The organism is Variovorax sp. HW608, assembly GCF_900090195.1.
Lineage (GTDB): Bacteria > Pseudomonadota > Gammaproteobacteria > Burkholderiales > Burkholderiaceae_C > Variovorax.
In genome coordinates this window covers 1,605,750-1,631,265 of record NZ_LT607803.1, presented here as the reverse complement: position 1 = coordinate 1,631,265, position 25,516 = coordinate 1,605,750, and the positions used below count along the sequence as shown (strand labels likewise).

Sequence of the window (25,516 nt, the reverse complement as noted above, 5' to 3'; positions counted from 1 at the left end):
CAATGCCTGGGAGCGTAGGGCAGTGCGGGGCCGCTCGATTGATCTGGCTCAATTGCCCGTGCAGGGGCCGCTTGCTTGACGCCGATCAACCGGCCTGCCGCTTGCCTAGGGGATAAAGTGGAATGCGTACGCTTCTCGGTTCGAAGCGCCTTGTCTATGCCGCTGCCGGTGCGGCCTTGCTGGCGGTGGTGGCCGGCGCGTACCTTGTGCTACGACCGGCGGCGCCAAGCGACGCGATCGAGGCGAACGGTCAGATCCGCGGTACCGAAGTCACCCTCAGCGCGCGCATTCCGGGCATCGCCGAGATCGTGGCCGTGCGGGAAGGCGAGTTCGTGGCGAAGGGGCAGCTCGTCGCCCAAATCGCAGCACGCGAGCTGGAAGCGCGGCTGACGCAAGCGCGTGCGCGGTCCGCTGGGGCGCAGGGCCTCATTGCCGAACTAGACGCCCAGTTGCGCGTCCTGGACGAAACCTCTGAACAGGCCAGGCTGGGCGCGCAACTCGCGCAAGGCACGACCTCGCACGAGGTCCATCGGGCCGACGAGGCCATGGCCCGCTCCGCCGCCGACATCGCGGCCGCTGAAGCCCAAGCCAACCAGGACCAGGTGTCCTACGAGCGTTTCGAAAAGCTGCTGGAGCAGGGATTCGTCAGCCGCAACTACTTGGACGAAATGGCCACTCGCCTGCGCGCCTCGCAGGCCCGCCTCACCGCGGTCCGCCGGGCTGCGGAAGAGGCGCGGGCCGCGCGCGACAAGGCCCGCGCAGCAAGCGGCGAGGTCGAGATCCGTGAGCGGGACGTGCTGCGCCTCGCCGCAGAACGCCAGCGTGTGGTTGCCGCGCGCGCGACGGCCGAGAGTCAGGCCCAGGCGGCGCTTGCCGCCATTGCCGAGGTCGAGGCGCAACTGGCGGATACGCGCCTCTTCGCGCCCGGCCCGGGGACCGTCATGGCCCGGCTTGCGGAACCCGGGGAACTGGTGGCCGCTGGCCGGCCGATCGCGACCCTTGTGGACCTCGGGGACCTGTTCGTGCGCGTCTACGTGACTGAGCGGGATGTGGGGCGTATCAGGCTCGGCGATGCCGCCAGCGTCGCCGTCGATGCATTTCCGGGCCGCGTGTTCGCGGGGGCGGTCAGTGAGATCGCGCAGCAGGCAGAGTTCACGCCCAAGGAAGTCCATATGAAGGACGAGCGCGAAAAGCTCGTCTTCGCGGTCAAGGTGCGGCTCGCCGAGCCCCAGGGGCTGTTGAAGCCCGGGATGCCGGCGGACGTCAAGATCAAGGTGAGCGCCGGTGCCCGCAGCTGAAGCGATCGCGGTCCACTCGCTAACGCGCCGTTTCGGGCGGCAGGTGGCGCTGGAAAATGTCACCTTTACAGTGGGGCGCGGCGAGATGTTTGCCATCGTCGGCGCCGATGGCGCAGGCAAGACGACCCTCCTGCAATCCGTATGCGCCATCCTGGACCCGACCACGGGTGGCGTGACGGTGGACGGCCTCGACAGCGTCCAGGACGCGGCCCGCATCAACGCGTCGCTCGGCTACGTCGCCCAGGCTTACTCGCTATACGGGGACCTGACCGTGAGCGAGAACCTCGCGTTCTTTGCGGCCATCCGCGCTGTGCCGATCGAGGTGTTCGCGCAAAGGCGCGAACAGTTGTTGCGCTTCTCTGGGTTGGCGCCCTTTCTCGAGCGCCGCGCCCAAGCCCTTTCGGGCGGCATGCAGAAGAAGCTCGCAGTTTGTTGCAGCTTGCTCCACGAACCAGAGATCCTCGTGCTGGACGAGCCGACGCTCGGTGTGGATCCCGTGTCGCGCCGGGAGCTGTGGGGCATGCTGCGGGCGTTTCACGCGCGCGGCAAGACCATTCTGGTCGCCACCTCCTACATGGACGAGGCGGCAGGGTGCGACCGAGTCGCGCTGCTCTCCGCAGGACGAGTGCTGGCCTGCGACCGCCCAGCGGCTTTCGGCCCGGACCTGGAAAAGGAGGTCAGCCGGCTCTTGCCACCGCCGGCCGGAGGGGAGCCGCCCCCCATCCCCCCGGCCACCCATGCGCCAGGAAATGCCATCGAAGTGCAGCATCTCACGTGCCGGTTCGGTGATTTCACGGCGGTCGATGACGTGAGCTTTCCGGTGGCTCGAGGCGAGGTGTTCGGGTTGCTCGGACCGAACGGGTCCGGAAAGAGCACCATCATCCGGATGCTTTGCGGCATCCTTGCGCCCAGCGAGGGCGCGATTCAAGTCGCAGGCATCGACGTCGCGCTGCGGCCTGGCGCGGTGAAGGGGCGCATCGGCTACATGTCGCAGCACTTTTCCCTTTACCTCGACCTGACGGTGGCTGAGAACATCGACTTCTTCGGCTCGGTGTATGGGCTGCGTGCCGGCGAATTGCAGCAGCGGGCCAGGTGGGCGCTGCAGCTGGCCGGGTTGCTCGGCGAGGGGCGGCGGCTCGTGCGCAGCCTCTCCGGCGCGCTGCGGCAGCGACTCGCACTCGGGTGTGCGGTGCTGCACCGTCCGGATGTGTTGTTCCTGGACGAGCCCACCTCCGGAGTCGATCCGGTGTCGCGAGCCGCGTTCTGGCGCTTTATCGGGCAGATCAGCCGCAGCGGGACGGCCGTCCTGGTGACGACCCACTACCTGCGCGAGGCAGAGCAATGCGATCGCGTCGCGTTCATCGATCGCGGACGGCTGCTGGCGATGGACACACCGGCTGCACTTCGCGCGACGCAGGGCGGCGGGACTCTCGAGGATGTCTTCGTGCGCTTGATGACGGGCACCAAAGCCGCGTCCGGCGAGCGCGCAACGAGCGCGGAGTCCGTGGCATGACTACGCGCGTGCTGCGCGCCCTGGTGCGCAAGGAAGGAATCGAAATCCTGCGGGATCCGATCACCCTTGCTGTCGCCATCGTGCTGCCCCTGCTCATGCTGTTCATCTTCGGCTATGGCATCTCGATGGACGTGGAAGATGTGCCGCTGGCCGTGCGAGACCGCGACGGCACCCAGGAGAGCGGCCGGCTTACGGAAGCGTTCGTGCGCAGCGGCTACTTCCACCTGCAGTCACTGGTGCGTTCGGATGCACAGGCCCGGGCGGTACTCGACACCGGCAAGGCGACCGTGGTGCTCGATATACCGCCGGAATTCACCCACGAGCTCCGGGCCGGCCGTGAAGCAAGCGTGCAGCTCTTGCTGGACGGCTCCTTCTCCGCCACTGCGCTGATCGTGTCGAACTACGCCGCAGCGGTCGTCAACCGCTTCTCCGAGCAAGCCGCGCAGCGCCGCCTCGCAGAGTTGGGGCTTTCGCTGCCACCGCCAGTGCAGCTCGAGACGCGTGTGTGGTTCAACCCTTCGATGCGTACGGTGAACTACATCGTGCCCGGCCTCTTCGCGGTGCTGCTGATGGCCTTCCCACCCATGCTCACCGCGCTGGCGATCGTGCGCGAACGCGAGCGGGGCACCATCGAGCAGATCTACGTGTCACCGGTCACGCCGGCCCTCTTCGTCCTGGGCAAAGTGCTGCCGTACGCGCTGATTGCGTTCGGGCAGATGCTGCTGGTGCTGGGCGCTGGCACCGCCTGGTTCGGCATCCCGCTGCGAGGCAGCTTGACGCTCCTGCTCGGGGCGTCGCTCCTCTATGTGTTCGTCACGGTCGCACTGGGCGTCGCGGTGTCCGCGGTGGTGCGTACCCAGGTCGCCGCAGTGTTCCTTTCGCTCGTGGGGACGCTGATGCCGTCGTTCCTGTTCTCTGGCTTTCTCTTCCCGATCGGCACGATGCCCTACGTGCTGCAGTTGTACACCTACGCATTTCCTACGCGGTATTTCAACGACATCAGCCGCGACCTGTTCCTCAAGGGCGTAGGGCTGGAATACCTCTGGGGCAACCTGGCGCTTCTGGCCGGCTACGCGGTCGTGCTGCTGGTGGCCGCGAGCCTCAGCCTGCGCAAGAAGGTGGCGCGATGATTCGGCTCGTTGCGGCCATCCGCAAGGAGTTCCGGCAGTTCCTGCGCGACCGCGTCCTGCTGGCCCTGATCGTCTTCATCTACACCGCCGACGTGGTGATGTGCACGGCGGCGCTCTCCTTCGATGTGCGCAACCTCAAGCTGGTCGTGTACGACAGCGACCGCACCGAGCTCAGCGCCCGGTTGGTGGATCGATTCCGGGCCACGGACTACTTCCGCCTGCTACTGCCCGCAGCCAGCCTGCCGGCGATCGACGGCATGCTCGACGCCGGCCGGGCGGACCTCGCGCTCGTGATCCCGGCGGGCTTCGCCGCCGATGTCGGCTCCGGGCGTTCGCCGCAGGTCCAGGTGATTCTCAGCGGCACGAACTCGAATACGGCCAACGCAGCGCGCGGCTACGCGCAGGCTATCGTTGGCGGGTTCGCCCACGAAGTGATGGTGCAGCAGGCGGCGCGCCAGGGCCTGACCGGAACGTTGCCAGGCGTGCGCGCCGAGACCCGAATTTGGTACAACCCGCAGCTGGAATTTAAGCACTTCATGGCCGTTTCCATGATCGTGGTCGCCAGCGCTCTCGTGGGCATAGTGACCGCTGCGGCCGGCCTCGTGCGCGAAAAGGAGTCGGGCACCATCGAGCAGCTGATTGTCACGCCGCTGCGCAGCCACGAGCTGATCGTCGCGAAAGCGGCGCCGCCTCTCGTGATTGGGATGGTCGCGCTGGTGCCAAGCTTGATGATCGGACGGTGGTTCGGGGTGCCGATGCCCGGCGACCTGACCCTGTTCTTCGCCGCGTCCGCCATCGGGCTCACCGCCTTCCTGTCCATCGGCTTCCTGATCGGCACGCTCGCGCAGAACCTGCAGCAGGCCCTGCTGCTCTCTTTCCTGGTGCTTTTCCCGCTCATGTTCCTTTCGGGCACGACCGTGCCGGTGGAGAGCATGCCCACGTTCATGCAGTGGCTCGCCTCGCTCAGCCCCGTGCGGCATTACATGGAGATCGGGCTGGGGGTGCTGATGAAGGGCGTGGGCATCCGAGTGCTCTGGACGCACTTTGCAATGCTTGCGGGGACGACGGCGATGCTGGGTACCTGGAGCGTGATGCGCCTGAGGCGGCAGCTGTACGCGTGAGCTGCGAGGTCGGCCACTAGCGCCATCATCCTCCCCGCGTAGGCGGGGGGCCTCCGCGATCCTCCTTGCCGTTGCCGAGCACTGTGCGCAACGCATCGAGATGGCGCTGGCCGTGCATGATCAGCCGATCCGGAAATCGCGAGGCGAGCCAGGCATAGACGTGGTACTTCGCCAACTTGCCAAGCCACAGGGCGGCAATGACCTCCACGACCGGGAGGCGGGAGATCCCTGCAAACATGAGCGCGGGGGTCAGAGGCACCGGCAGCGCCGCAATGACCAAGAGCGAGACGACACCGTAGTGTTCCAGCCAATGCGTCGCGTCACGCCATGCGGCAGAGCGCACCACGTCCGGATAGGCCGCGAAAAGACGATTCCACCCCAAGTGATGGAACACAAGGTACAGCACAAGCGCGCCGATGGCCGCACCGAGGCTTGCCCAAACCGCAATGGACACCCAGCGTCGCGGCGCCAGCAGCACCGCGGCAATGAGCAGGCCTGCAAACGGAACCGCCATCGACAGTTCCGCCGCCAATGCTGCCCCGGCTACCACCAGCGGAAACGCGCGTGAGTCGGAGCGCCGCGTCAGGGCACGAAGCAGGCCGGATTGCAGGCTCATGCGTAGCATCGGTCGATTACCCTCATTGTTTGCGCATGACCGGGCGCAAGGACCGCATTTTCGAGCGGGGAGAGCAGGGAGAGCAGGGAGAGCGGCGCGTAACCGCCCCCGAAGGAGGTTTCATTGGCTAACGGGACCAAGGAGGGCGACATGGGCAGTACTGGTGGAGCTGAGCTTCGACGAGATGGCTTCTCAAATGCGGTGTCCATGTTCTCAAACCGGCGGCGCGTTCGCATCATGAATTGCCCCGGGTCTTGCGGGTATGCCGCTCCCAATATTCCGACACCCCAGTTGAGCCAGATCAATTGGACGGGCGCCCGCTGTTCTACGCTTCGAGCAACCTGCACCGCGCTCAGACCCGCGCACCATCAATGGAGAAGCCAGTGAACCGACTCCAGCATCTCGCCATCGCCGCCATCCTCGCAACTGCCGGCTCGCTCGCGTTCGGACTCTCCGAGCACCACGACGAGCCGGCAAGCCACCCGCCGCCGCATGCACGGTCCGACGCTGGGCCGACGGAGCTGCCCTACGACGGCGTCGTGCGCAGGATCGACCGCAAGCACAGCAAGATCACGCTCAAGAACGGCCCGAACGTCAATCTAGGTACGAGCGCCATGACCAGGGAGTACCTGGCGGCCGACAACAAGCTCCTCGACAGCCTCAAGGAGGGCGATAAGGTGCGCTTCAACGCGGAGCACTCGCACGGTGCGTTCGTCCTGACAGGCATCAAGAAGGTGCCGTAGTTCCCACGGCGGACGTGAAGATCACGGCGGCGAAGATGGTCGAGAGGACGCACATCTAGGAGACTTCGATGCAAGCTTTCCATCTCCCCAACGGCCTGCGGCGCTGGTTCGTGATCGCGGGCGTGCTTGCCCTGTTTTCCTGGTCCCCCTTGTCGCGCGCCCAGCAGCGCGTGGAGCGCGACGGCGTGGCTGTCTACTGGGGCCTCGTGCCGGAAGCCATCGTTTCCCAGCAACACGCCATCGAGGAGCTGCACGGCGGTCCGCCGCCCGGCGGCGGCAAGATCAACCACCTGGTGCTCGCGGTGTTCGACGCGAAGACCGGCCGCCGCATCGACGACGCGATCATTCGGGCGCAGTTGGTCGAACCGGGCATCGTGGACCAGCCGCCGCGGTACCTTCCGCCCATGCCAGTGAACGGCGTCGGATCGTATGGCCAGCTGTTCGGAATGGTGTACGACGGGCCGTACCGCTTCCGTGTGTGGGTGAAGCTGCCGGAGCGCCCGGCCGAGATCGAGTTCACCATCGACGCAGTCTCGCAATTGCGCAACCGCTGACCATCCCCTGGAGGCTCTCGCCTTGACGTGGCTCAAACGCGAGCGAACTGCAGGCGCCTATAGTGCCAAGCATGTGTGCTCGTGTCCTCATCGGCGGCTTCACGGCACGAACGCGCCCACAAGGTGGAAGGCCGCGACAGGAGTTCGCTATGGCTTGGCTGACACAAAACTGGGTTCTCGTACTGGCGGGCGTGGTCGCACTGATCTTCATCCTTCGGCGCATCGGAGGCAGCCACGCGCGTGACGAACAGACCGCTTCGCCTGGCGGCGCCGATTCACAGGCACCCGGCCAGCAGACCCGACATGGGGGACATGGCGGACACGGAGGCTGTTGCTGACATGCAGGGAGGCGTTGCGGCCCGCGGGTCTATCGCGCGAAGAGCAGGGCGCATCCGGTTTCCAGACGGACGTCCGATCGAGAGTTCATGGCATCTTCTGCGACAGTTCCCACATCGCGTCCACCCTTGGCAAGCGCAGTGAATTGCGGGACGTTCATGCCACCCACCGTTTGAAGCAGGGTGGCGACGTCGAAAGTCGCCTCAGGACCTGTTGCAGGCGTTCGAGCCACTTCGCGTCGAAGCCCTGAGAAAGGGGGGCGCAAGTTCCTACGGACGCTTGGCGTTGGCGCGGGCCTGGCAGTTCTTGAACCGTTGGGCTCAACGGACTGCCAAACGCAAGTCGGCTTGCCGCCGACAAGCCGGACAACAAACACTCGACATTGCTTGCGGCCTTGTTCGCGGCGTTCGTCATGCCGGAGTTGCGTCGATGCGCATCACAACCGGTCGCGCCGGCGGCAAGGTTCCTACAAGATCAGCGGCCGCTCCTGCCGATGGTGCCCGTCGGCTGGACAGTGCTGGCTCAGGTGCTCGGCCACCTCGCGCACACCCTGCACAGTGCCGCTCTCGAACTGTCCAAGTGCGAACGCGGCTTCCATGTGTCGGCACACGGAACCCCACCCGGCCGCGCCAACATGACCGTGGATGCCGCGATCAGCGATGATCTCCACCTGTCGATCGGCGAGCAGGACGTAGATCAGCACCCCGCTGTTGTCCTCGGTGTCCCACAGGCGCAAGTGCGAGAAGAGGTCGATCGCCCGCTCGCGCGCAGACTGGCCGCGCAACAGCGGCAGCCCGTCCATGGCCGCCTCGACGACGAAATGGATTCGTCCGGTATGCGTCGTCTCCGCGTCGTGAATCGCGCGTTCGATCGCTCTCAATGTCTTGCGTGGAAATGCGCGCCGGGCGCGCCAGTGCGTGGTGCACAGATGGCGAACCAAGCGTGCGATCGACACCGTCACCACCTTCCCGACGCACCACCGCCGCCGAAACCGCCGCCCCCACCGCGGAACCCCCCACCTCCGAAGCCTCCGCGCCGCCCATTCCCGAAGCCTCCATAGCGACCGACCATCGGTAACAATCCCTGGCCACCCAGCAACGTGACGAAAAACGCCAGAACGCCGGCGAACAGAGCGCTGGCCAGTGCACCCACCATCAGCCAGGTCACGACCGCGACGATTCCCCCGGTAGCCACCGAGCCGCCGACACGGCCCAGCATCGGGCGTGCTATGGAGCCGAGAATGAGCGCCGCCACGACGATCGCCAGAGCGTACGACGGCAGGTCGTCGCCTTCGGTGCGAGCCCGGCGGGCTGGCGGTGGCAGCGGCTCGCCATCGATCACGCTCATCATCCGTTGCAATCCTGCGGAGATGCCACCTGCGAAGTCCTGCTGCCGGAACTGCGGCACGATGATCTCGCTGATGATCCGCTTGGCGGTGGCGTCGTTGAGCACGCCTTCGAGGCCGTAGCCCACCTCGATGCGCAGCGCGCGGTCATTCTTGGCGACCACGAGGATCGCCGCGTCGTCCACGTTCTTGCGGCCGAGCTTCCATTGCTCGGCCACGCGCAGCGCGTACTGCTCGATTGGCTCCGGCCCCGTCGTCGGCACGATGAGAACGGCGAGCTGGGTGCCCTTGCGCGCCTCGAAGGCGGCCAGTTGCTGCTCGAGCGTCGAAGCTTGCTGTGCACTCAGCGTCCCTGTCTGGTCGGTCACGCGCGCCGTCAGCGGCGGCACAGGCACCTGCGCCTGGACGAGGAGGCCGACGAGCAACCCTAGGACGAGCAGCGCGCGCGCCGCGATGCGCATCACTTGGGCGCTCCTCCCGGGTCGTTCTTCGCGCCCGTTGTCGTGCCGCCGAAGCTCACATTCGGTGGCTGAGCGATGGCCTTCTCGTCCTCGACCGCGAAGTTCGCCTTCTCGCTGTAGCCGAAGGCCATCGCTGTCAGGTTCGACGGAAAGGAGCGCACTGTCACGTTGTATTCCTGCACCGCCTTGATGTAGCGGTTTCGTGCCACCGTGATGCGGTTCTCGGTGCCTTCGAGCTGCGCCTGCAGGTCGCGGAATCCCTCGTTCGCGCGCAGCGTGGGGTAGTTCTCCGAGACGACGAGAAGGCGCGACAATGCACTCGACAGTTCGCCCTGCGCCGACTGGAATTTCTGGAAGGCCTGTGGATCATTGATGAGCTCCGGCGTCGCCTGGATCGACGTCGCCTTGGCGCGGGCCTCTACGACCTTGGTCAGCGTGGATTGCTCAAAGTTGGCTTCACCCTTGACCGTGTTCACCAGGTTCGGCACCAGGTCCGCGCGTCGCTGGTACTGGTTGACCACCTCCGACCAGCTGGCCTTGATCTGCTCGTCGTTGCTCTGCAGGGTGTTGTAGCCGCATCCGCCCAAGCTCAGGGCCACGACGACAGTGATAAGGGTGAACAAGCGGCGCATGAAAGTCCTCTCTTGATCGACGTCTTTTGGACAATGCTACGAATGCCCCTCAGTGGGCGCTTGACATGGATCAAGTCCGAGCGCGGCGGTGGTGCGAGCGCGCTCCCGCGCGCTTGACCTTTCGCAAGCCGGCCGAAGATGGAGCGTGCATACTGTTTTCCGCCCTTTGTTCAAAAGTCCATGTCATGCCTGCCAAGTACGCATTTGGAAGAACCGTCGCACTGAGCCACGATGAGGCCATCGCTCGTGTGACGCAGGAGTTGGCCAAGGAAGGCTTCGGCGTTCTCACCGACATCGACGTCGCCGCGACGATGCAGAAGAAGCTCGGCCTGAAGATGCCGCCCTATCGAATTCTGGGGGCCTGCAATCCACAGTTCGCGCACCAGGCGCTCGAAGCCGAACCGCAGATCGGCGCGCTGCTTCCGTGCAACGTGGTGGTACGCACCGACCCGCAGGGCAGTACGTTCGTGGAGGTAATGGACCCCGTGGCGGTCTTGGGCTTGGTCGAGCGCGACGACATCGAGCCGATTGCCACCGAAGTGCGGCAACGCCTGCAGCGCGCACTGGCGGCGGTATAAGCGTACGCGGGCGCCGGGGAGGGCGCGCGACACATCAGTGAACCGCCCCGGGCTTCGAGAGCCTATCGGAGCCGATTCACCCTCGGCGACGCCGCCGGGGGCGGCCCAAGCAGGGCGGCGATGATGGGGCACGGATGGGCATGGCCCGTCACCTCACATTCGTCGAGCAGGCCGCGCAGGGCCGACCGCATGCGCTCGAGGTCGCTCAGCTTTTCGTTGATTTGCTCGAGGCGTCGGCGGGTTACGGTCTGGATCGCGCGACGGTTCCGCCCGTCCTCAAGGTCGAGGAGAGAAGCAACCTCGTCCAACAAGAACCCGAGATCCTGGGCGCGCTTGATGAAGCCGATGCGATCGATCATCGACATCGGATACTGCCTGAAGCCGGTCGCCGCCTTTGGAACCGGCAAGAGACCGCGACTCTGGTAGTAACGGATCGTCTCCACGCCGACGCCCGCCGCCTTCGCGAGTCGGCCGATCGTCAACCGATCACCCGTGGCGACCAAACCGGGATCTTCAATCTTCTTCATTGCGATCTCAGGATAACGCGGCAGCCCGTAGTTGACACCAGACTCCCTTTGATCAGGATCAATGTCGTAGCAATGGCGAGCGCTACGATAAAAATCAATCACTTGCGTCTTGACTCCGTTTTCGACTACGGCGTTGTAATTTTCCTCATCTTCATCGGCGCACCGCGCTCACACCGCGACCGTACCGTAACTGCAGGAGCATCAGATGACCGTCACAGAAGGTCTTCAGGTCCGCGCCGCGGACCCCCAGATGAGGGCCATGCAGGCCACGCCTGAAAGGTTTTCATGAGCCACGACGCACCGGGCTATGGGCTCTGGATGCTCGTCATCCTGAACTCGGCGATCTTCATCATGTTCGCCTTCAGCTTCTTCAGGCCTCAGACCTCGCGCGACTGGCGCACGTTCGGCAGCTTCGCCGCCTTCATCATTGCCCTGTTCGTGGAGATGTACGGTTTCCCGTTGACGCTGTATCTCCTCTCGGGCTGGTTGCAGACGCGGTATCCGAACCTCGATCTGCTGTCGCACAACAGCGGCCACCTCTGGTCGACGTTGCTCGGCGAGAAGGGCGATCCGCACTTCAGCGCCCTGCACATCGCGAGCTACGCCTTCATCGGCGGGGGCTTCTGGCTGCTGTCCAGCGCGTGGAAGGTGCTCTACCACGCGCAGCGCAGTGGACGCCTCGCGACCAGCGGTCCCTATGCCCGCATCCGGCATCCACAATACGTCGCGTTCGTTGCCATCCTGCTCGGATTCCTGTTGCAGTGGCCGACACTGCTCACCTTGCTGATGTTTCCGATGCTGGTCTGGATGTACTCCCGACTGTCGATCAGGGAAGAGGCCGACATGCGAGATAGCTTCGGAACAGAGTTCGATGCCTACGCGGCGCGCACGCCGCGTTTCCTTCCATCTCTCAGGCAACCCGGGGAGGGCGCCGGCACCTGACAGGGAACACCATGGCAAGATCCAAGAAATCCGAAGTACGCGGCAAGGCAGATGCGCAAGCGCATCAAGACACCCATCACGGCTCGGCAGTCCAGAGTCTCGGCCGTGAGGACTACGAGGCCCAGTTGCACCTGCTGCAAATCGAACTCGTCAAGCTACAGCGGCACTTCATCGGGTGCGGCGACCGCATCCTCATCCTCCTCGAGGGCCGGGACGCCGCCGGCAAGGACGGAAGCATCAAGCGGATCGTGGAAAACCTCAGTCCGCGCGAAACCCGTGTGGTCGCGTTGGGCAAGCCCTCCGACCGCGAACGCAACGGTTGGTACTTTCAGCGCTATGTGCCGCACCTGCCTGTCGCCGAAGAACTCGTCCTCTTCAACCGCAGTTGGTACAACCGTGCCGGCGTCGAACGCGTGATGGGCTTCTGCACGCCGGCGCAACACGAGGAATTCATGCTGTCGGTGCCCATGTTCGAGGAAATGATCGTTCGCTCGGGCATCAAGCTGCTGAAGTACTACCTGGACATCAGCAAGAACGAGCAAGTCGAGCGCCTGGACGAACGTCGCCGCGACCCTCTCAAGCAGTGGAAGACGAGCCCGATCGATGCCGTGGCTGTCAAACATTGGAAGGCGTATTCGCTGGCGCGGGACGAGATGCTGATGCGAACACACAACGCCGTCGCTCCCTGGCACATCGTGCGCGCCGACGACAAGCGACTCGCTCGGCTCAACCTGATACGCGACATCCTCTCGCGGTTGCACTACGCGGACAAGAAGGACAAGCTTTTGCGAGCCGACTCGGATGTCGTGTTCGAGTTTTCGCCAGACTGCATCAAAGCAGAACGTCTGGCTCGTTGATACCCCCTGGAAGGCACCCATGAAATCAACCACCGTTGAAGTCGGCGATCTGGTGTCGAGCCTGAGCGCCGTGGGCGTGCAGCGACAGATCGCATCCCTGCCGGGCGTCTCCCACGTCGACGTCAACTATGTGGCCGGCAGCGCCACCGTCCACTACGACGAATCCAAGGTCACGATCGAGGCCATCCGCCAGCGCATCGTCGAGTGCGGCTACCACTGCCGAGGCGAGATGCTGCCCTCGTATGTCTGCTCTCCCGATGGGCACCGGCATGCGAACGGTGCGCAAATTGCTCTCGGCCCACACGCAGGACACGGCGCGCATGCCGGTCACGCCGGTTATGCAGGCCCATCGGCCGCCCCGGCGAAGCCGACCACCGCACACGCCGGGCATGCTGGCCATGCCACTGACGCCGGGCATCAGATGAGCGACATGATGCACGACATGGGCCACGCGCCCGGCATGTCGATGCAGGACATGGCCAACGACATGCGCAACCGCTTCCTGGTCGCACTGGTCTTCGCGATACCGGTGTTCCTCTATTCGCCGATGGGCAAGATGATCGGCGAGTTCGCCACGCCCTTCGGACTGGACCGCAATCTGTTCCTGTTCATCGTTGCCACCGGCGCGATCGCCTATCCGGGATGGCCGTTCTTCGTTGCAGCGTGGCGTGCGGCTCGCAACCGGGTCGCCAACATGGCAACACTGGTCGTGCTGTCCGTCGGCACGGGCTACGTCTTCAGCGCCGGCGCGACCTTCCTCTACGAAGGCGAAGTCTTCTACGAGGCCGCTGCCGTGCTGCTCGTCTTCATTCTGCTCGGCCATTGGCTCGAGATGCGGGCACGAGCCGGCGCTTCGGATGCGATCCGCGCACTGATGGACCTGGCCCCACCGATGGCCACAGTGCTTCGTAACGGCGTCGAGACGAAGGTTCCGACGGCCGAGGTGCTCGCCGGCGAGACAGTGGTCATCAAGCCGGGTGACAAGATCCCGGTCGACGGGAAGATCACGGAAGGCGCTTCGCAGGTCGACGAATCGATGCTGACCGGCGAATCGATGCCGGTGAAGAAGGTCATCGGCGACGCGGTCATCGGCGCGACGATCAACAAGAGCGGCAGCTTCAGCTACCAGGCAACCAAGGTCGGTGCCGACACGGCGCTCGCGCAGATCGTCAAGCTGGTACAGGAGGCACAGAACTCGAAGGCTCCCGGGCAACTGCTGGCCGACCAGGCCTCGCAATGGCTGGTCCTGGCGGCCATCGCGATCGGTCTGCTGACGTTTGCGGTCTGGTTCTGGGTGCTGGGACAGACACTGCTGTTCGCGTTGACGCTGACGATCACGGTGTTCGTCATCGCCTGCCCCGACGCCCTCGGGCTGGCCACGCCCATGGCGATCATGGTCGGCACCGGCCTCGGCGCGATGAACGGCATCCTGTTCAAGAACGCGGCTGCGCTGGAGAACGCGACCAAGCTCACCGTAATAGTGTTCGACAAGACCGGCACGCTGACACTCGGCCAGCCGGACGTCGTCGAGATGGTGCCGGCGCCCGGCGTAACCGAGGCCGAGCTGCTGTCCACCGCGGCGGCGGTTGAGAAGTTCTCTGAGCACCCGCTGGCGCTCGCGGTGCTCAAGCGCGCCGGGACCGACTTCGCGGAGACAGCCTCGGATTTCGCCAATATCGACGGCCAGGGTGCAAGAGCGTCGATCGGTGGAGACAGGGTCCTTCTAGGCAACCGCAAGCTGATGGATGCCGAGGGCGTCGCCCTCGACGCGCTGGCTGCCGAGGCGGCGCGCCTGCAAGGCGGCGGGCGCACGGTTGTCCACGTTTCCCGCGCCGGCAGGCTGATCGGGCTGATCGCCATCGCCGACGCGGTGCGCCCCACGTCCAAGGCGACGATCGCCAAGTTGCAAGAGCGCGGCGTCAAGGTGGCGATGCTCACCGGCGACAACCAGGCGACCGCGGAACGCATCGGCAAGGAACTCGGCATCGACATCGTGCTCGCGGACGTGCTGCCCGGGCAGAAGGCCACGAAGGTCCAGGAACTGCAGAGCCAGGGGCACAAGGTGGGCATGGTTGGCGACGGCATCAACGACGCCCCGGCCCTGACGCAGGCCGACGTGGGTTTCGCGATTGGCGCCGGCACCGACGTGGCGATGGAAAGCGCCCAGGTCGTGCTGATGAAGAGCGATCCGTTCGACGTGGTCGGGGCGATCGAGCTGTCGCGAGCGACGCTGCGCAAGATGCACCAGAACCTCTGGTGGGCCGTGGGATACAACCTGATCGCTTTCCCGCTCGCCGCCGGCGTGTTCTACCCGTTCACGCTGTCGCCGGAGGTCGCCGCCCTGTCGATGTCCGGCAGCTCGGCCATCGTCGCACTCAACGCGCTGATGCTCAAGCGCACCAAGCTCGCGGGCATCCGCCGCGCGAGCGCGGATGCCGTTGCACCAACACCTGCCGCCCACGGCCAGGGGGCCAGCGCCTGAGCCAATGGCGGCATGAGGACGGCGCCGGCAAGGGCACGAACTCGACCTGTGTGAGCCTGCGACTCGTCGTCTGACACCCTGCGGGACACCATGACGAACCGCATCGAAGCAATCGACCTCCCGTCGACCGGTCCCAACGCGCTCGGACGCTGGCAGCTCGGTTGGCTGGCCGCTGCCGTGTTCGTCGTCTCGGCAGGCTACGGGGGGCTGATGCCACTGCTGCCCATCTGGCTGGAACCGTTGATGGTGGGTGACGCCAAGGCGGAGATAGCGCGCCACGTCGGGCTGCTCAGCGGTGCCTACACTGCGGGGGTGCTGGTCGGCGCGCCCCTTTGGGGCATCGCATCCGATCGCGTCGGGCGCCGGCGAGTCCTGCTCAGCGGCTTGGTCGGCTACGTGTTCAGCTTGCTGCCCCTGCTGCGTCCCGAGTGGACCGGCCTCGCGGGCATCTATGCGATGCGCGCTGCGACGGGTTTCTTCGTGGCAGCTGTCGTGCCGGTCATTCCGGCCCTGGTGGCCGAGCACACGCCGCGAGAACGTCGCGCGAAGCGGTTCGCTTGGCTCGGCGCGATGTCACTCCTGGGCTTTCTGTTCGGCCCTGGTCTCAACGCAGTCAGCGACAGATTGTCCGCGGCGCTGGTCGTCCTCGGCGTGGGCTCGTTCCCGCCAACCGATCTCGTCATCGTGCTGTCGGTCGTGCTGGGCGGTGTGATGATGCTGGGACTCGCCACGTCGCTCCCGAGCACTCTCGCGCCGGTCGTCGAGGTGGAACCGGCGCTGCCGCAAGCGGACGACAAACGCCGCGCGCTGGCGCTGTGGGCATTGAACGGTACCGTCATGTTCGTGCTGGCCGGCTTCGAACTGGGCATCGTGCTTCAAGGGCAGCAGCACCCGACGGTTTCGCCGCGCGAGATCTCGCTGATGTTTGTCGAATGCAGCCTCGTGATGCTGGGGATCAACGCCTTATTGTTCTTCACGGGCTTGCTCGAGCGTACAGCCGGCCGGGGCATTCTTGCCGCCGGGCTCGTACTCGCGATCGCCGGCCTTGCCATGCTTGCCCAGCATGGCAGCGATGCCTGGATGTTCCTCGGCGTGAGCCTGACGGCGGCCGGTACTGGGCTGGTGTTGCCGACCATCTCCTTCCTCGCCGCCGGGGCGTCCCGGCACCGGCTGGGCGCGACCATGGGCGGACTGGCCTTCGCGGCGGGCTTCGGCCAGACGATCGGCTCGGTAGCCGCCGGCTGGCTGTTCGGTGCCGTCGCTCAACTCAGCTTCGTGTGGCTCGCGGTACCGTTGCTTGCAACGCTGGCGCTGCTTCTTGTACGTCCGGCGTCGTGGCTGCTCCAGGGTGCCGAGCTGGCCCTTCCGAACCCTCCACCTCGATCGCAGCCTTCCAGATCTTCGCAGGAGCCATGACCATGCGCAGGCTGACCGCCGGGCGACGGGGCCCGAGGGGGCGCCGAGCGTCAGAGCGAGACTGGCGAGATTGAGACACATCAAGGCGCAGAGGCAGCGGCGCAGGCGAGAATGCGATCAGTCAACCAGTTCAAGATGTTTGCCCAACCCATCCGCATACGCCGACTGTCAGCCAAGGTGCTGCTCGTCTGGCTGTTTGCGCTCGCCATGGGCATCGTCAATGCGTGCGTGATTGCGCCTCAATCGATGCCGGCTGCAGGCACGATGGGCAGCACCGCGGCGGTGCAGCCGACACCGGGTGATCACAATGGCGGCTGCCCCGAGTGCCCCGACGAGGATTCGACCGGGATCTCGCAAGGCTCCTGTGCCAAGTTCTGCGTCGACGAGTCCTCGAGCGTGCCGACTGCCAAGCAGGCGTTCGATCCCTGGCCCGCCCTTGGCATCGCCGTCGTGCCGACGATGGCCCTTGCCGTAGTCGATCCGGAGCCTCGCGTTCACGACAGACCCGACGGCGCGCCACCCCTACAGGCGCGCATTTCCATCCCCATCGCCTATCTGCGCCTGACGCTATGAAGCGTCCACTCGTGCCGCGCTCCCGTCCTGGGATGCCGCGCCGAGCCCATTGCCTCGCCGGCTGCTAGCCGCTGCGTCGCGAAGCGCCTGGCCCTCCAGGGCCTTCCATTGACCTGACGGTGCGCCGCCCGTGTTGCCGCAGCTGTTCGATCGACCTTTCGGAGTCCACCATGAAGTGCACATTGCTGCTTCGGTTCGTCCTTGCCCGCGATCGGCGCCACTGCCGCGTTTGGCTGCTGAAAGCGCGGCCTCGCACCGCCTACCTCTGAGCCGCCGCGCTCACACCGAAGAAGAACGGAGGCCGAGATGCCGCACCGATCCCCACGCACAACACACGCAACTTACGTGAAACGCACAACCCGTCTCGTTGCGGCGCTCGCGACGAGCCTTGCCGCGCTGTCTGGCTCGCCGGCCATCGCGGGCGAACTGGGCTCCGATCTCGCCGGGCTGCTCGACTTCGCGCGAGCCCAGAACCCCGAGCTGGCGGCCATGCGTCACGAAGCCGACGCCGCGAACGAGCGCATCCAGCCGGCCGGCGCCTTGCCCGACCCGGTGCTGCGCGTCGAGCTGGAAAACATCAACAACTATGGCTCCTCGAACCCCCCCAGCCTGCTCCCGTCGAAAGTGGGCGATACCAAGTACACGCTCATGCAACCTATCCCGCTGTGGGGCAAGCGCGATCTGCGGCGTGACGTGGCGGCGGCCGACGCGCAGCAGGCCTCGGCGCGCGCGGGAGTCACCTGGAACGAGCTGGCGGGCAAGGTGAAGGTGGCCTACGCGCAATACTTTCTCGCGGCTGGCACCGAGCGGATCACGCGCGAGGTGCTGGACCTGCTGGCGCGCATGGAGCAGATCGCCCAGGCCCGCTATACCGGCGGCCTGGCGGCACAGCAGGACGCGATCCGGGCGCAGGTCGAGCAGACCACGGTCCGCACCGAGCTGATCAGCCTGGACGCCGACAAGCGCCAGGCCGCCGCCAGGCTCAATGCCTTGCTGGCCCGTGACGCCGGTGCCGCCCTGGCCGAGCCGCAGGCCCTGAGACCCTTGCCCGCGGCGACCACCTTCGATGCTGGCGCGCTGGAGCAACGTGCGCGCGCGACCAACCCCGCCGTGGCGGCCGAGGAAGCGCGGCTGCGCGGCGCGCAGAGCAATCGCGAGCTGACGCTGCGCAACCGCTACCCCGACATCCAGGTCGGCATCGTGCCGACGCAGATGGGCTCGCGCATCACCACCTGGGGCCTGATGGTCGAGATGAACATCCCGCTGCAGCGGGAAACGCGGCGCTCCCAGGAGCGCGAAGCCGAGGCCATTGTCAGCGCCCAGCTCGCGCGCACCCAGGCGCTGCAGGCGCAGCTGCTGGGCGAGCTGGGCGAGAACCTCGCCGGCCTGGACGCCGCGCGCCGCAGCGAGGCCCTGATCGGCACGCAATTGCTGCCGCAGACGGAGCTGAGCTTCCGCTCGGCGCTGGCGGCGTACGAGAACGGCAGGGTCGACTTCGCGACCCTGCTGGAAGCGCAGAGACAGATTCGCAAGGCCAAGGCCGACCGGCTCAAGGCACAGGTCGAGGCGCAGGTACGCCTGACCGAGCTCGAACGTATCGTGGGAGAAGATCTGTGAAGAACACCAACGCCATCCTGCTCGTGATCCTGCTGGCGGCCGTCGGGATTGGCGGCTACGCGCTGGGCTCGCACGGGCGAGCACCGGCCGTCGTGGTCGCCTCGACGGCCGACCCAGCTTCGGGCCCGGCCTCCGCGCCGCGCAAGCTCCTCTACTACCGCAATCCGATGGGCCTGCCCGACACCTCGCCCACGCCCAGGAAGGATCCGATGGGGATGGACTACATCCCAGTCTACGAGGGCGAGGAGCCCGCCTCCGATCCCAATTCGGCCAACCTCGTTCGCATCAGCACCGAGAAGGTCCAGAAGCTGGGTGTGCGAACCGAGGCCGCCACGCTGCGTCCGTTAGGCCGAGCGGTCCGCGCCTCCGGCCGGGTCGAGCCCGACGAGCGGCGCGTGTCGATGATCTCGCCGAAGTTCGAAGGTTACGTCGAGCGCCTGCACATCAATGCGACCGGCCAGCCGGTGGCCAAGGGCCAGCCGCTGTTCGAGGTCTACAGCCCCGAACTGGTCTCTGCCCAACGCGAGTACGCCATTGCCGCACAGGGTGCACAAGCAATGAAGGACGCGGGCAGCGAATCCGCCGCTGGCATGAAGCAGCTCGCCGACTCGGCGCTGGCGCGCCTACGAAACTGGGACCTCTCGCCGGGCGACGTGGCTGCCCTTGCCAAATCCGGCGAAGCGCGTCGCACCGTCACGCTGCGCTCGCCGGTCTCGGGCATCGTCACCGAGAAGAAGGCTTTTCAGGGCATGCGATTCACGCCCGGCGAGGCGCTGTACCAGGTGACGGACCTCTCCTCGGTGTGGGTGGTGGCCGACGTGTTCGAGCAGGACATTGGCCTCGTGAAGACCGGCGCCAAGGCGAGCGTCACGCTGCCGGCCTATCCCGGCCAGACCTTCGGCGGAACCATTACCTACGTCTATCCGACCCTGAAGGCCGAGACCCGCACGGTGCCGGTCCGCATCGAGCTGGCGAACCCCAGGCAGTTGCTGAAGCCGGCGATGTTCGCCCAGGTCGAAGTGCAGCTCGGCACCAGCGCTCCCGTCCTCACGGTGCCGGATTCGGCGGTGATCGACAGCGGCAAGCGCCAGATCGTCCTCGTGCAACGCGGCGAGGGTCGTTTCGAGCCGCGCGAGATTCGCACCGGCGCCCGGGGGGACAACCATGTCGAGGTGCTCGAGGGGCTGAAGGCGGGCGAGGAAGTCGTCGTCGCGGCCAACTTCCTGATCGACGCCGAGAGCAACCTCAAGGCGGCGATCGGTGGGCTCGGTGGGCACGCGGGCCACGGTGGCGCAGCACCTGCAGCTACTGCGGCATCGGCGGAGACATCCACCGCCACGCCAACGCCCGCCGAGTCATCGGTCGGGCACCAGGGCACCGGCAGGGTCGAGGGCATCGACGCGAAGACCGGCACCCTGACCCTGAACCACGAGGCGATCGCATCGATGAAGTGGCCCGCGATGACGATGGAGTTCCAGGTTGCCAACCCGTCGCTGCTGGCCGGACTGAATCCGGGTGCAGCCGTGACCTTCGAGTTCGTCGAGCGCCAGCCCGGTGAATGGGTGGTCACCCGGGTGACGCCCAAGCCTGCTGCGCCTGCCAGCCCGGGCAGCCACAGCGGCCACTGATGGATGAGATGGCCATGTTGAAGAGCATCATTCAGTGGTCCGGGCGCAACCCGTTCCTTATTCTGCTTGCCACGCTGTTCGTGGTGATCGCTGGTGCTGTTGCCGTCATGCGCACACCGCTCGACGCGCTGCCCGACCTGTCGGACGTGCAGGTGATCGTCTACACCGAAGTCCCCGGCCAGGCGCCGCAGGTGGTCGAGGACCAGGTCACCTACCCGCTGACGACGGCGATGCTGGCGGTGCCGAAGTCCAAGGTCGTGCGCGGCTTCTCCTTCTTCGGGGCCTCGTTCGTCTACGTGATCTTCGAGGACGGCACCGACATCTACTGGGCACGCAGCCGGGTGCTGGAGTACCTGAACTTCGCCGCCTCGCGCTTGCCGCAGAGCGTCTCGCCGGCACTCGGGCCCGATGCCACCGGCGTGGGCTGGGTCTACCAGTACGCGCTGCTGGCCAAGAGCAAGACCCTGGCGGAGCTGCGCGCCATCCAGGACTGGTACGTTCGCTACCAGCTCACCAAGGCGCCCGGCGTGGCCGAGGTCGCTTCGCTAGGCGGCTTCGTGCAAACCTACCAGGTCACCGTCGATCCGCTGAAGCTGCGCAGTTTCGGCATTCCGCTGGCGAGGGTCACGCAGATCATCCGCGAGTCCAACCGCGACGTGGGTGGACGGGTCGTCGAGATGGCCGAGACCGAGTACATGGTGCGCGGCAAGGGCTACCTGCGCGGCAAGACCGACATCGAGGCGCTGGTGGTGAAGTCGGACAAGGGCACGCCGGTGCTGATCCGGGACATCGCGCGCGTCGAACTCGCGCCCGACGAGCGTCGGGGACTCTCGGAACTCAACGGAGACGGCGAGGTAGTTTCCGGCATCGCAATGTCCCGGTACGGACAGAACGCGCTGGAGGTCATCCACAACCTCAAGACGCGCATCAACGAAATCTCCGCCGGGCTACCCGAGGGAGTGTCGATCGAGGCGGTGTACGACCGCTCCGACCTGATCCACCGTGCCATCGACACGCTCAAGCGCACATTGCTCGAAGAGAGCCTGATCGTCGCCGCGGTCTGCGTGGTGTTCCTGCTGCACGTGCGCTCCGCACTGGTGGCCATCCTGATGCTGCCGGTGGGCGTGCTGATCGCCTTCATCGCGATGCGGCTGCTGGGCATGAACTCGAACCTCATGAGCCTGGGTGGCATTGCGATCGCGATCGGCGCCATGGTCGATGCGGCCATCGTGATGATCGAGAACGCTCACAAGCACCTGGAGCGATTGCCCAACGGACACACGGTGCGCCAGCGCGCAGACGCGATGCTGGAAGCCTGCGTCGAGGTCGGGCCGGCGCTGTTCTTCTCCCTGCTGATCATCACCGTGTCGTTCCTGCCGGTGTTCACCCTGGAGTCGCAGGAGGGGCGCCTGTTCTCGCCGCTGGCCTTCACCAAGACCTTCTCGATGGCTGGTGCGGCGCTGCTTTCGGTGACGCTGGTTCCGGTGCTGATGATGCTGTTCATCCGCGGCAAAGTGATGCCCGAGGCGCGCAACCCGGTGAACCGCTTCCTCATCTGGGTCTACCGGCCGATCATCGCGGGCGTGATGCGCTGGAAGGTGCTGACCATCCTCGCCTCGCTGCTTGTGCTCGGACTGACCTTGTATCCGGCTTCGAAGCTCGGCAGCGAGTTCATGCCGACGCTCAACGAGGGCACGCTGCTGTACATGCCGGCCTCGCTCCCCGGCATGTCGATCACCAAGGCGGCCGAGGTGCTGCAGACGCAGGACAAGCTCATCAAGAGCTTCCCCGAAGTGGCCTCGGTCTACGGCAAGGCCGGCCGCGCCAACAGCGCGACCGACCCGGCGCCGACCGAGATGTTCGAGACGGTCATCAACCTCAAGCCGCAGAGCGAATGGCGCGCGGGCATGACCACCGACAAGCTGATCGCCGAGATGGACAAGGCGCTGCAGTTCCCCGGCATCTCGAACGCCTGGACCATGCCGATCAAGGCGCGCATCGACATGCTGTCTACCGGCATCCGTACGCCGATCGGCATCAAGGTATTCGGCAAGGACCTGACCGAGATGGAGCGCCTGGCCAAGCAGATCGAGGCGGTGGTCAAGACCGTGCCCGGCACCACCAGCGCCTTTGCCGAGCGCATCACCGGCGGCAGCTACCTGATGATCGAGCCGAACCGCGAGCAACTGGCCCGCTACGGCCTCGGCGTCGGTGAGTTGCAGGACGTGATCGCCACCGCGCTGGGCGGCGAGATGGTGACGACGATGGTCGAGGGCCGCGAACGCTTTGCCGTCACTGTGCGCTACCCGCGCGAACTGCGCGGCAACCCCCAGCAGATCGAGCGCGAGGTACTGGTGCCGGCGATGGACGGCGCGATGGTGCCGCTCGGGCAGGTGGCCCGAGTCTCCATCGAGCGCGGCACGCCGGGCATCCGCACAGAGAACGCGCTGCTGTCGGCTTACATCTTTGTCGACATCCGCGAGCGCGACATCGGCTCCTACGTGAAGGACGCGCGCAAGGCCGTAGCCGACCAGGTCAAGTTCCCGCCCGGCTACTACATCACCTGGAGCGGGCAGTTCGAGTACATGGAGCGTGCCGTCGAGAAGATGAAGATCGTCATCCCGGTGACGCTGCTCACCATCTTTCTGCTGCTGTACCTGAACTTCCGGCGCTTGACCGAAACATTGATCGTGATGCTGTCGGTGCCGTTCGCGCTGGTCGGCGGCGTCTGGTTGATGTGGTGGCTGGGCTACAACCTGTCGGTGGCGGTGGCCGTGGGCTTCATCGCGCTGGCCGGGGTCGCCGCGGAGACCGGCGTGGTGATGTTGATCTACCTCGATCACGCCTGGGAGGCGGTGCAGGCGAAGTGCCGCGAGGAGGGGAGGTCGCCGACGCCGAGCGATCTCTATGCGGCCGTGATGGAGGGCGCCGTCGAGCGCGTCCGACCCAAGATGATGACCGTCGTGGCCATCATGGCCGGACTGCTGCCGATCATGTGGGGCACGGGGACCGGCTCGGAGGTCATGAGCCGCATCGCTGCGCCGATGGTCGGCGGGATGATCTCGTCCACCGTGCTCACGCTGGCCGTCATCCCGGCGATCTACGCGCTTGTCAAGCAATGGCGGCTTGGGCAGGTGACACGCGAAGCCGCTGTCGCCGATCGCCGTCGTTGCTGAGGAGCCCGTCCAGGCGGGCGACCTCGTTGCCCGCCGCCGTGATCTTCCGCCCGTCGGTCACGTCGATTGCAGCGGCACGGCCGCTGCCCGCGACTGACCAGGTGCCGTGGCGGCAGCGGCCATCAGCTCATCGAGCATCACGCGATCGACGACCTCCTTCTCCAGCAGCAGAGCAGCGAGCGCGTCGAGTGTCGCCCGATGGGTCATGAGCGTCTGCGTCACCCGCTCGCGCGACTCTTCGAGGATGCGGCGCACTTCGGCATCGATCTGCTCCGCGGTGCGCTCGCTGAAGCTGCGCGGCTCGGGCATCGTCGGGCCGCTCAGGAAGAGGGGAGTGGGGCGCGAGTCGAAAGTCGCGAGCCCCAGCGTCTCGCTCATGCCGTAGTGCGTCACCATGTGGTGGGCCATGTCGGTGGCTCGCTGGAGATCATTCTCGGCGCCAGTCGACACGTCGTCGAAGACCAGCATCTCTGCCACGCGGCCGCCAAGCAGCACGTCGATGCGGTCGAGCAACTCGCTTCGGCGCATCAGGTAGCGGTCCTCGGTAGGCGACTGCTGCGTGTAGCCGAGCGCGGCGATGCCGCGCGGGATGATGGAGACCTTGGACACCCGATCCGTATTGCGCCGCAGTTCGGCGACCACCGCGTGCCCGGCCTCGTGGAAGGCGACGAACTTGCGCTCCATCGGGTTCATCACCCGGTTCTTCTTCTCGAGCCCGGCGACGATGCGGTCGAGCGCCTCTTCGAAGTCCGTCATCTCCACCGCCTGTTTGTCGCGCTTCGCTGCGCGCAGCGTGGCCTCGTTGACGAGGTTGGCGAGGTCGGCGCCGGCGAAGCCCGGCGTGCGCGCGGCGAGGGCGGCCAGATCAACGTTCGGCGCCAGCGTCACGTGCTTGACGTGCACCTCGAGGATCTGTCTCCGCCCGTTCAAGTCGGGGCGGTCGATCGCGACATGGCGGTCGAAGCGACCTGGCCGCAGCAGCGCCGGATCGAGGATCTCGGGCCGGTTCGTCGCCGCCATGATGATGACGCCACGGTTGGTGTCAAAGCCGTCCATCTCGACCAGCAACTGGTTCAGGGTCTGCTCGTGCTCCTCGTGGCCGCCGCTCAGTCCGACGCCACGCGCCTTGCCCAGCGCGTCGAGCTCGTCGATGAAGACGATGCAGGGCGCTTTCGCCGCGGCCTGCTCGAACAGGTCGCGCACCCGCGCGGCGCCGACGCCGACGAACATCTCGACGAACTCGGAGCCGCTGAGAGACAGGAACGGCACGCCTGCCTCGCCCGCCACGGCCTTGGCCAGCAGCGTCTTGCCGGTACCCGGCGCGCCGACGATCAGCACGCCCTTGGGGATCTTGCCGCCGAGCCGCTTGTAGCGGTCGGGGTTCTTCAGGAACTCGACGACCTCCATCAGCTCCTCGCGCGCCTCGTCGATGCCTGCGACGTCCTTGAAGGTCACGCCGGTCTCTGTCTGCATGTAGACCTTGGCCTTGCTTTTGCCGATCTCCAGCATGCCGGCGTGGCCCATGCCGCCGCCCATGCGCTTCATCAGGACCCACCAGATACCGAAGAAGACCAGCGCGGGCGCCACCCACGAGAGCAAGGCCCCCAGCCATTTGCTCTCGCGCACCGAGCCGTAGCTGACCTTGGCCGCGTCGAGTTGGGCGACCAGGTTCGGGTCCTCGATGAGCACGGTGGCGAAGCCGTGCTCGCCACCGGCGCGCTTGAGCGCCTCGATCTTCTCCTTCGGGAGGATCTCGTCCAGACCCTCGGCGCGCAGGTTGCCAGTGGCCACGCCGTCGGCAATGAGCACATCGTCGAGCTTGCCGGCCGCCAGGGCCCGCTTGAACTCGCTGTAGGTGAGCGTCTGCGTGTGGCGCGTCGCCCCGAACTCCTGTACCAGGATCAGGCCGACCAGTGCGGCCAGCACGTACCACAACGAAAACGTCTGTTTCCTGTCCATTGCCATTCTCTG

21 protein-coding genes are annotated in these 25,516 nt (G+C 66.1%); 15 read left to right on the top strand and 6 right to left on the bottom strand.

The genetic code is table 11. From position 1 onward, the window contains the following. Nucleotides 1–122: 122 nt before the first annotated feature. Genes VAR608DRAFT_RS07545 through VAR608DRAFT_RS07530 form a run of 4 tightly spaced genes read left to right on the top strand, consistent with a single transcriptional unit; the run spans nt 123 to nt 5,062 of the window. The gene (locus VAR608DRAFT_RS07545) at nt 123–1,298 is read left to right on the top strand and encodes an HlyD family secretion protein (RefSeq protein ID WP_088953496.1); all 1,176 of its coding nucleotides are present in this window, start codon (nt 123–125) and stop codon (nt 1,296–1,298) included. Further along, nucleotides 1,285–2,811, top strand: a complete 1,527-nt coding sequence (locus VAR608DRAFT_RS07540) for an ATP-binding cassette domain-containing protein (protein WP_088953495.1) — start codon at nt 1,285–1,287, stop codon at nt 2,809–2,811. Before VAR608DRAFT_RS07545 ends, VAR608DRAFT_RS07540 begins: the two co-directional genes overlap by 14 nt. Then, nucleotides 2,808–3,941: an ABC transporter permease gene (locus tag VAR608DRAFT_RS07535; protein WP_088953494.1), complete on the top strand. Its 1,134-nt coding sequence runs from the start codon at nt 2,808–2,810 to the stop codon at nt 3,939–3,941. Before VAR608DRAFT_RS07540 ends, VAR608DRAFT_RS07535 begins: the two co-directional genes overlap by 4 nt. Beyond that, nucleotides 3,938–5,062 carry an ABC transporter permease gene (locus VAR608DRAFT_RS07530; protein ID WP_088953493.1) on the top strand — a complete coding sequence of 375 codons (1,125 nt, stop codon included), beginning with the start codon at nt 3,938–3,940 and terminating at the stop codon, nt 5,060–5,062. The genes VAR608DRAFT_RS07535 and VAR608DRAFT_RS07530 overlap by 4 nt, the downstream gene beginning before the upstream one ends. 25 nt (nt 5,063–5,087) lie before the next feature. Here VAR608DRAFT_RS07530 and VAR608DRAFT_RS07525 read toward each other — a convergent pair whose 3' ends face one another. Then, nucleotides 5,088–5,678, bottom strand: a complete 591-nt coding sequence (locus VAR608DRAFT_RS07525) for a YqaA family protein (protein ID WP_231973331.1) — start codon at nt 5,676–5,678, stop codon at nt 5,088–5,090. Between the two features lie 383 nt (nt 5,679–6,061). On the opposite strand from VAR608DRAFT_RS07525, the gene VAR608DRAFT_RS07520 reads away from it, so the two are divergent. After that, nucleotides 6,062–6,421, top strand: a complete 360-nt coding sequence (locus tag VAR608DRAFT_RS07520; RefSeq protein ID WP_157730715.1) for a copper-binding protein — start codon at nt 6,062–6,064, stop codon at nt 6,419–6,421. 68 nt (nt 6,422–6,489) lie between these two features. Continuing rightward, nucleotides 6,490–6,975, top strand: a complete 486-nt coding sequence (locus tag VAR608DRAFT_RS07515; protein ID WP_231973329.1) for a hypothetical protein — start codon at nt 6,490–6,492, stop codon at nt 6,973–6,975. Nucleotides 6,976–7,777: 802 nt separating this feature from the next. Here VAR608DRAFT_RS07515 and VAR608DRAFT_RS07510 read toward each other — a convergent pair. From VAR608DRAFT_RS07510 to VAR608DRAFT_RS07500, 3 genes are read right to left on the bottom strand one after another with little or no spacing between them, the layout of a single operon-like run. Next, nucleotides 7,778–8,266, bottom strand: a complete 489-nt coding sequence (locus VAR608DRAFT_RS07510; protein ID WP_088958668.1) for a TPM domain-containing protein — start codon at nt 8,264–8,266, stop codon at nt 7,778–7,780. Between the two features lie 2 nt (nt 8,267–8,268). Next, nucleotides 8,269–9,117, bottom strand: coding sequence for a TPM domain-containing protein (locus VAR608DRAFT_RS07505; protein WP_088953490.1), 849 nt, complete (start codon nt 9,115–9,117; stop codon nt 8,269–8,271). After that, nucleotides 9,117–9,749, bottom strand: a complete 633-nt coding sequence (locus VAR608DRAFT_RS07500) for a LemA family protein (RefSeq protein ID WP_088953489.1) — start codon at nt 9,747–9,749, stop codon at nt 9,117–9,119. Before VAR608DRAFT_RS07500 ends, VAR608DRAFT_RS07505 begins: the two co-directional genes overlap by 1 nt. A 185-nt stretch (nt 9,750–9,934) precedes the next feature. Between VAR608DRAFT_RS07500 and VAR608DRAFT_RS07495 the strand changes: the two genes are divergently transcribed. Continuing rightward, complete coding sequence (locus VAR608DRAFT_RS07495; protein WP_088953488.1) at nt 9,935–10,327, top strand: DUF302 domain-containing protein; 393 nt, start codon at nt 9,935–9,937, stop codon at nt 10,325–10,327. 62 nt (nt 10,328–10,389) lie between these two features. Here VAR608DRAFT_RS07495 and VAR608DRAFT_RS07490 read toward each other — a convergent pair whose 3' ends face one another. Further along, on the bottom strand, nt 10,390–10,854 hold the full coding sequence (locus VAR608DRAFT_RS07490; protein WP_088953487.1) for a MerR family transcriptional regulator: 465 nt from the start codon (nt 10,852–10,854) through the stop codon (nt 10,390–10,392). Nucleotides 10,855–11,139: 285 nt separating this feature from the next. Between VAR608DRAFT_RS07490 and VAR608DRAFT_RS07485 the strand changes: the two genes are divergently transcribed. The 8 genes from VAR608DRAFT_RS07485 to VAR608DRAFT_RS07450 all read left to right on the top strand — a co-directional run bounded on the left by VAR608DRAFT_RS07485 (nt 11,140) and on the right by VAR608DRAFT_RS07450 (nt 23,545). Continuing rightward, on the top strand, nt 11,140–11,796 hold the full coding sequence (locus VAR608DRAFT_RS07485; protein ID WP_088953486.1) for a methyltransferase family protein: 657 nt from the start codon (nt 11,140–11,142) through the stop codon (nt 11,794–11,796). An 11-nt stretch (nt 11,797–11,807) separates the two neighbouring features. Beyond that, nucleotides 11,808–12,653 carry a polyphosphate kinase 2 gene (gene ppk2, locus VAR608DRAFT_RS07480; RefSeq protein ID WP_088953485.1) on the top strand — a complete coding sequence of 282 codons (846 nt, stop codon included), beginning with the start codon at nt 11,808–11,810 and terminating at the stop codon, nt 12,651–12,653. A 19-nt stretch (nt 12,654–12,672) separates the two neighbouring features. Beyond that, on the top strand, nt 12,673–15,135 hold the full coding sequence (locus VAR608DRAFT_RS07475) for a heavy metal translocating P-type ATPase (protein WP_088953484.1): 2,463 nt from the start codon (nt 12,673–12,675) through the stop codon (nt 15,133–15,135). A gap of 90 nt (nt 15,136–15,225) precedes the next feature. Further along, complete coding sequence (locus tag VAR608DRAFT_RS07470) at nt 15,226–16,551, top strand: MFS transporter (protein ID WP_088953483.1); 1,326 nt, start codon at nt 15,226–15,228, stop codon at nt 16,549–16,551. 111 nt (nt 16,552–16,662) lie between these two features. Next, the gene (locus VAR608DRAFT_RS07465) at nt 16,663–17,124 is read left to right on the top strand and encodes a hypothetical protein (RefSeq protein WP_088953482.1); all 462 of its coding nucleotides are present in this window, start codon (nt 16,663–16,665) and stop codon (nt 17,122–17,124) included. Between the two features lie 345 nt (nt 17,125–17,469). Next, nucleotides 17,470–18,741 (top strand): TolC family protein, encoded by a 1,272-nt coding sequence (locus VAR608DRAFT_RS07460; protein WP_231973327.1) that lies wholly within the window; start codon nt 17,470–17,472, stop codon nt 18,739–18,741. Next, a complete protein-coding gene (locus VAR608DRAFT_RS07455; RefSeq protein WP_231973325.1) occupies nt 18,738–20,369 on the top strand; it encodes an efflux RND transporter periplasmic adaptor subunit in 1,632 nt (543 codons plus the stop codon). The genes VAR608DRAFT_RS07460 and VAR608DRAFT_RS07455 overlap by 4 nt, the downstream gene beginning before the upstream one ends. A 14-nt stretch (nt 20,370–20,383) precedes the next feature. Then, nucleotides 20,384–23,545, top strand: a complete 3,162-nt coding sequence (locus VAR608DRAFT_RS07450; protein WP_088958666.1) for an efflux RND transporter permease subunit — start codon at nt 20,384–20,386, stop codon at nt 23,543–23,545. 57 nt (nt 23,546–23,602) lie between these two features. Here the strand turns inward: VAR608DRAFT_RS07450 and ftsH are convergent, their stop codons facing one another. Beyond that, complete coding sequence (ftsH, locus tag VAR608DRAFT_RS07445; protein ID WP_443082922.1) at nt 23,603–25,504, bottom strand: ATP-dependent zinc metalloprotease FtsH; 1,902 nt, start codon at nt 25,502–25,504, stop codon at nt 23,603–23,605. Between the last annotated feature and the right edge of the window lie 12 nt (nt 25,505–25,516).

What these genes read in the sequence shown, in the direction of transcription:
- ftsH (WP_443082922.1), bottom strand. Translation starts at nt 25,504, where the DNA reads ATGGACAGGAAACAGACGTTTTCGTTGTGGTACGTGCTGGCCGCACTG.
- VAR608DRAFT_RS07500 (WP_088953489.1), bottom strand. Translation starts at nt 9,749, where the DNA reads ATGCGCCGCTTGTTCACCCTTATCACTGTCGTCGTGGCCCTGAGCTTG.
- VAR608DRAFT_RS07505 (WP_088953490.1), bottom strand. Translation starts at nt 9,117, where the DNA reads ATGCGCATCGCGGCGCGCGCGCTGCTCGTCCTAGGGTTGCTCGTCGGC.
- VAR608DRAFT_RS07470 (WP_088953483.1), top strand. Translation starts at nt 15,226, where the DNA reads ATGACGAACCGCATCGAAGCAATCGACCTCCCGTCGACCGGTCCCAAC.
- VAR608DRAFT_RS07545 (WP_088953496.1), top strand. Translation starts at nt 123, where the DNA reads ATGCGTACGCTTCTCGGTTCGAAGCGCCTTGTCTATGCCGCTGCCGGT.
- VAR608DRAFT_RS07535 (WP_088953494.1), top strand. Translation starts at nt 2,808, where the DNA reads ATGACTACGCGCGTGCTGCGCGCCCTGGTGCGCAAGGAAGGAATCGAA.
- VAR608DRAFT_RS07490 (WP_088953487.1), bottom strand. Translation starts at nt 10,854, where the DNA reads ATGAAGAAGATTGAAGATCCCGGTTTGGTCGCCACGGGTGATCGGTTG.
- VAR608DRAFT_RS07495 (WP_088953488.1), top strand. Translation starts at nt 9,935, where the DNA reads ATGCCTGCCAAGTACGCATTTGGAAGAACCGTCGCACTGAGCCACGAT.
- VAR608DRAFT_RS07450 (WP_088958666.1), top strand. Translation starts at nt 20,384, where the DNA reads ATGTTGAAGAGCATCATTCAGTGGTCCGGGCGCAACCCGTTCCTTATT.
- VAR608DRAFT_RS07485 (WP_088953486.1), top strand. Translation starts at nt 11,140, where the DNA reads ATGAGCCACGACGCACCGGGCTATGGGCTCTGGATGCTCGTCATCCTG.
- ppk2 (WP_088953485.1), top strand. Translation starts at nt 11,808, where the DNA reads ATGGCAAGATCCAAGAAATCCGAAGTACGCGGCAAGGCAGATGCGCAA.
- VAR608DRAFT_RS07465 (WP_088953482.1), top strand. Translation starts at nt 16,663, where the DNA reads ATGCGATCAGTCAACCAGTTCAAGATGTTTGCCCAACCCATCCGCATA.
- VAR608DRAFT_RS07525 (WP_231973331.1), bottom strand. Translation starts at nt 5,678, where the DNA reads ATGAGCCTGCAATCCGGCCTGCTTCGTGCCCTGACGCGGCGCTCCGAC.
- VAR608DRAFT_RS07530 (WP_088953493.1), top strand. Translation starts at nt 3,938, where the DNA reads ATGATTCGGCTCGTTGCGGCCATCCGCAAGGAGTTCCGGCAGTTCCTG.
- VAR608DRAFT_RS07515 (WP_231973329.1), top strand. Translation starts at nt 6,490, where the DNA reads ATGCAAGCTTTCCATCTCCCCAACGGCCTGCGGCGCTGGTTCGTGATC.
- VAR608DRAFT_RS07475 (WP_088953484.1), top strand. Translation starts at nt 12,673, where the DNA reads ATGAAATCAACCACCGTTGAAGTCGGCGATCTGGTGTCGAGCCTGAGC.